Below are 3,783 nucleotides of genomic sequence, written 5' to 3' on the forward strand. Positions count from 1 at the left end.
CACCTCGGACACCACCGACGCGCAGTGGCAGGTCATCGCGGCGGTGATGCCGTGGCCGGCCTGGCTGGACGGCAATGGCGGGCGCCCCGAGGAGTACTGCCGCCGGCTGATCGTTGACGCGATCTTCTACGTCGCCGACAACGGCTGCAAGTGGCGCAACCTGCCCTGCGACTTCCCGCCCTGGCGCACTGTCCACGCGATCTTCACCCGGTGGTGGCAGGACAGCGATGTCAACGCGATCCACAACGACTTGCGCGACGAAGTCCGCCGGGCCGAGGGGCGGGACGTGGACCCGACCGCCGCGATCATCGACTCGCAGTCGGTACGGGCCGCGGAGACCGTCGGCACGGAGAGCAGGGGATACGACGCTGGGAAACGGGTGGCAGGGCGGAAGCGCCACGTGATCGTGGACACGATCGGCCTGCTCCTGGTCGTCATGGTCACCACCGCGAGCGTGCAGGACCGCGACGGCGCTCGACCCGCGCTGTCGCACCTGTGGGAACTGTTCGAGTCGATCCGCCTGGTCTGGGCCGACGGCGGCTACGCCGGGAAACTCGTCAACTGGGCCAGGGAGAAACTCCAGCTCACGCTGGAGATCGTCAAACGAAGTGACAATGCCAAGGGCTTCGTGGTGCTGCCGCGCCGGTGGGTGGTGGAGCGGACGCTGTCGTGGATCTACCAGCGGCGCCGCTGTGTCCGCGACTACGAACGGTTACCCCAGCACCACGAAGCCATGGTCAAGTGGTCCGTGATCATGCTGATGGCGCGAAGGCTGACCCGCTCCACCACCAAGCACCCCTAACGATCAGTTTGCACACGGGCGCTTACGCACCGTCAACCACCCCTGGGGTCTTGGCAGTCCATCGAGCGATAAGTCTAGGTGGGACGCCCGTCCGACGGGCGGCTTAACTGTTACCCGTTTCGGACAACGACCCGCAACCCCGGCCGGCCATCGGTGCATCTCCCGCCACACATCGAGATCCGGCCACGCAGGGGGGATGGATATGAGGCACACAAGGATGCCACGGCTGGTCGCCGTGAGCCTGGCCGCGACGCTGGCCATGGGGCTGTCGGCCGGATGCGGCCCGGAGGACGCGAGCGGCGACGGCGCCCCCGGCGCCCAGAGCCCCACCGGCAGCGCGAACCCGTCGCGCTCCGCCGCGCCCCCGCCCGCCGGGCGGAGCCAGGCACCGACCCCGCGCCCCAGCTCGGCCACCCCGACCGCCCGGCCCACCACCGCCGCCGCGCTGACGTGCGATCAGCTCCGGAACGCCGCGGTGCAGACTGCCCTCGTCAAGCTGCCCGACTACCCGTGCGACTCGATGCGACTGACCGACGGTCACTGGGAGGACGAGGACGGCGTCCAGGTCGACCTCCAGCCCCAGTGCGCGATCGGACACCTCGTCGGGGACGGTGCGGCCGACGCCGTGGGCGTCGTGAAGATCACCACCCCGGGCACGGGCCGCTTCTACACCCTGGTCGTGTGGCGCAACGACCACGGCGCTCCGGTCCCCTTCGCCACGGAGTCCCTCGGCGACCGCACCCCGGTGGTCTCCGTGACGGTGACCCGCCCCGCCGTGACGGTGGTCTACCGGACGCGCCGCGACACGGATCCGCCGGTGGCCAACACCCTGACCCGTACGGCCGTCTACCGCGTGGCCGGAACGGGCCTGGACGAAGTCAGCCACGTCGACGCCCCGTACGCCGGGGGCTGACGCCGGGCGTCGGCGTGTTCAGACGGCGGGCCGCTTGAGCACCTCCACGAGGCTGGAGCTGCTGTCGCCGCCGCGCCCGGCCTCGACACCACGCCGGAAGAGGTCGACGACGGCGGCGGGAAGCGCCGCGTCGACGCCGGCGTCGACGACGGTGTGCAGGACGTGCTCGGCGCTGGCGAGCCCCATCGCGAGCCGGTCGACTTCCCCGGAGTGGTCGCCCGCGTCGACGCGGGGTGCGTAGAACTCCAGGAACTGCTTCATGTCCAGGGCGCCGACGGCGGTCGGGAGAAGGTCGGCGGCCTTGATGCCGTGCGCGTCGGCGAGAGCGATGGCCTGCCAGTAGGAGCTCAGGGCGGTCCAGAACATGACCATGTTGAGCTGGTAGAAGAGCGCGGCGAGGCCGGGGTCCTCGCCTCGGTAGTCGGCGGCGGTGAGCACTTCGAGGGTGGGACGGTGGGCCTCGAAGACCTCGCGGGGGCCGCTGTAGAAGGCGGAGGAGCCTGGGCGGCCGATCCCGGAGGGCGGCACGAGCACCCCGCCGGTGAGCTGGACGGCGCCACGCTCCCGCGCCCAGTCGGCGGCCTCCTGGGCGCGGCGCGGGGTGTCGGAGCTGAGGTTGACCAGGACCCGGCCGGCCAGGACGGCGGGGTCGACCCCGTCCAGTACGGCGTACAGCGCCTCGTAGTCGGTGAGGCTGAGAACGATGACGTCGTTGGCGGCGATCGCCTCGGCGGGCGAGGCGGCGAGGACGGCGCCGCGGCGCACGAGCTCGTCGGCGCGGGAGGCGGTGCGGTTCCACAGGGCGACTTCGTAGCCCTGCTCGAGGTAGGCGTCGGCCATGGCCTGCCCCATGGGGCCGAGCCCGATGACGGTGACAGAGTTCTTGCGCATGATTGAATCCCTCTAGACGTCTAAAACGAACGCTCTATCTAGCGACGGGGCTGAAGCTAGCACACCTCTAAAACGAGCGCTCTACTTAATGGCTGGCTAGACTCACCGCATGCAGACCAGCAGCACCCGCGACCGGATCGTCGTCGCCGCCTCCCGCCTCATCCAGCGCCAGGGCTACGTCGGCACGGGCATCAAGCAGATCGCCCAGGAGGCGGAGGCCACCCTCGGCTCCGTCTACCACTTCTTCCCGGGCGGAAAGGAAGCCGTGGCGGTGGCGGCGATGGAACACGGCCGCGAGGAGTTCGCCGCCGTCCTGCGCACCGCGCTGGACGGCGAGGACGACCCGGCCGCCGCTGTCGACGCCTGCGCCCGCCTGCTGGCCACCGAACTCCGCGCCTCCGGCTGGACCGACGGCTGCCCGGTCACGGCGGCCGCCCTGGAGACCCTCGGTACGGACAACCCCATCCAGAGAGCCTGCGCCGAGGCCCTGCTGGCCTGGCAGAGGCTGGTCGCCGACAAACTCCTTGGCTGCGGCTTCCCCGACCCCATGGCCCACGACCTGGCGGCGACGGTCATCAACACCCTGGAGGGCGCCGAGGTGACCGCCCAGGTCACGCGCAGCGAAGACCCGCTGCTGCTCGCCGGCCGCCACCTGTCGCGCCTGATCGCGTCGTACACCGCCTGAGCCCACGGCAGACGCCGGTTGAGTACCCGTACTCACGCGCACGGCGCCGCCCCCTTCGTGCGGTCGCCCCATGAAGAAGACCGCCGCGTCCCTGCTGATCGTGCTGCTCGCCGCCCTGACGACCACGGGCTGCTCCGCGCTCGGCAAGAGCCTGGAGAGGGACTACCCGTCCGCCGACCCGGCGGTCGTCTCCCACCGGCTCGAAGACCGCGCGCAGTGGGCGTACGAGGGCATGGAACTGCCGCCCCACGAACCGGTGGAACCCACACGGGTCAACCCGAGCCACACCTGCCAACGAGGCGGACTCACCATCGACAAGGTCGCGCTCGACGCCGTCTCCTTCGAACTCGGCTGGACGGTCGAGAACATCCCGGTCGACGTCGCCCGCACCACGGAACAACGACTCCGCCGCCACTTCACCACGGCTGGCTGGACCCTCACCCACGACAGGAACCGTCAGAGCAAGGACTGGATCGCGCTCGGCTTCCGCTC

4 protein-coding genes and 1 pseudogene are annotated in these 3,783 nt (G+C 70.6%); 4 read left to right on the forward strand and 1 reads right to left on the reverse strand.

The window, feature by feature from the left end; all coding sequences use genetic code 11:
- Both AB0F13_RS27755 and AB0F13_RS27760 read left to right on the forward strand, forming a co-directional pair.
- Positions 1-802 (forward strand): IS5 family transposase (locus AB0F13_RS27755; RefSeq protein ID WP_362087930.1); only part of this gene is annotated, 802 nt, incomplete at its 5' end.
- Between the two features lie 202 nt (positions 803-1,004).
- Positions 1,005-1,715 carry a hypothetical protein gene (locus tag AB0F13_RS27760; RefSeq protein WP_362087933.1) on the forward strand — a complete coding sequence of 237 codons (711 nt, stop codon included), beginning with the start codon at positions 1,005-1,007 and terminating at the stop codon, positions 1,713-1,715.
- Positions 1,716-1,733: 18 nt separating this feature from the next.
- On the opposite strand, the gene AB0F13_RS27765 is transcribed toward AB0F13_RS27760, so the two are convergent.
- Positions 1,734-2,606, reverse strand: a complete 873-nt coding sequence (locus tag AB0F13_RS27765; protein ID WP_362087936.1) for an NAD(P)-binding domain-containing protein — start codon at positions 2,604-2,606, stop codon at positions 1,734-1,736.
- Positions 2,607-2,715: 109 nt separating this feature from the next.
- Between AB0F13_RS27765 and AB0F13_RS27770 the strand changes: the two genes are divergently transcribed.
- Positions 2,716-3,291: a TetR/AcrR family transcriptional regulator gene (locus tag AB0F13_RS27770; RefSeq protein ID WP_362087938.1), complete on the forward strand. Its 576-nt coding sequence runs from the start codon at positions 2,716-2,718 to the stop codon at positions 3,289-3,291.
- 70 nt (positions 3,292-3,361) lie between these two features.
- Positions 3,362-3,783, forward strand: a pseudogene (locus tag AB0F13_RS27775) (hypothetical protein); the annotation flags it as partial.

It is taken from the genome of Streptomyces sp. NPDC026206, from assembly GCF_040638465.1.
In the GTDB taxonomy this organism is placed as follows: Bacteria; Actinomycetota; Actinomycetes; order Streptomycetales; family Streptomycetaceae; genus Streptomyces.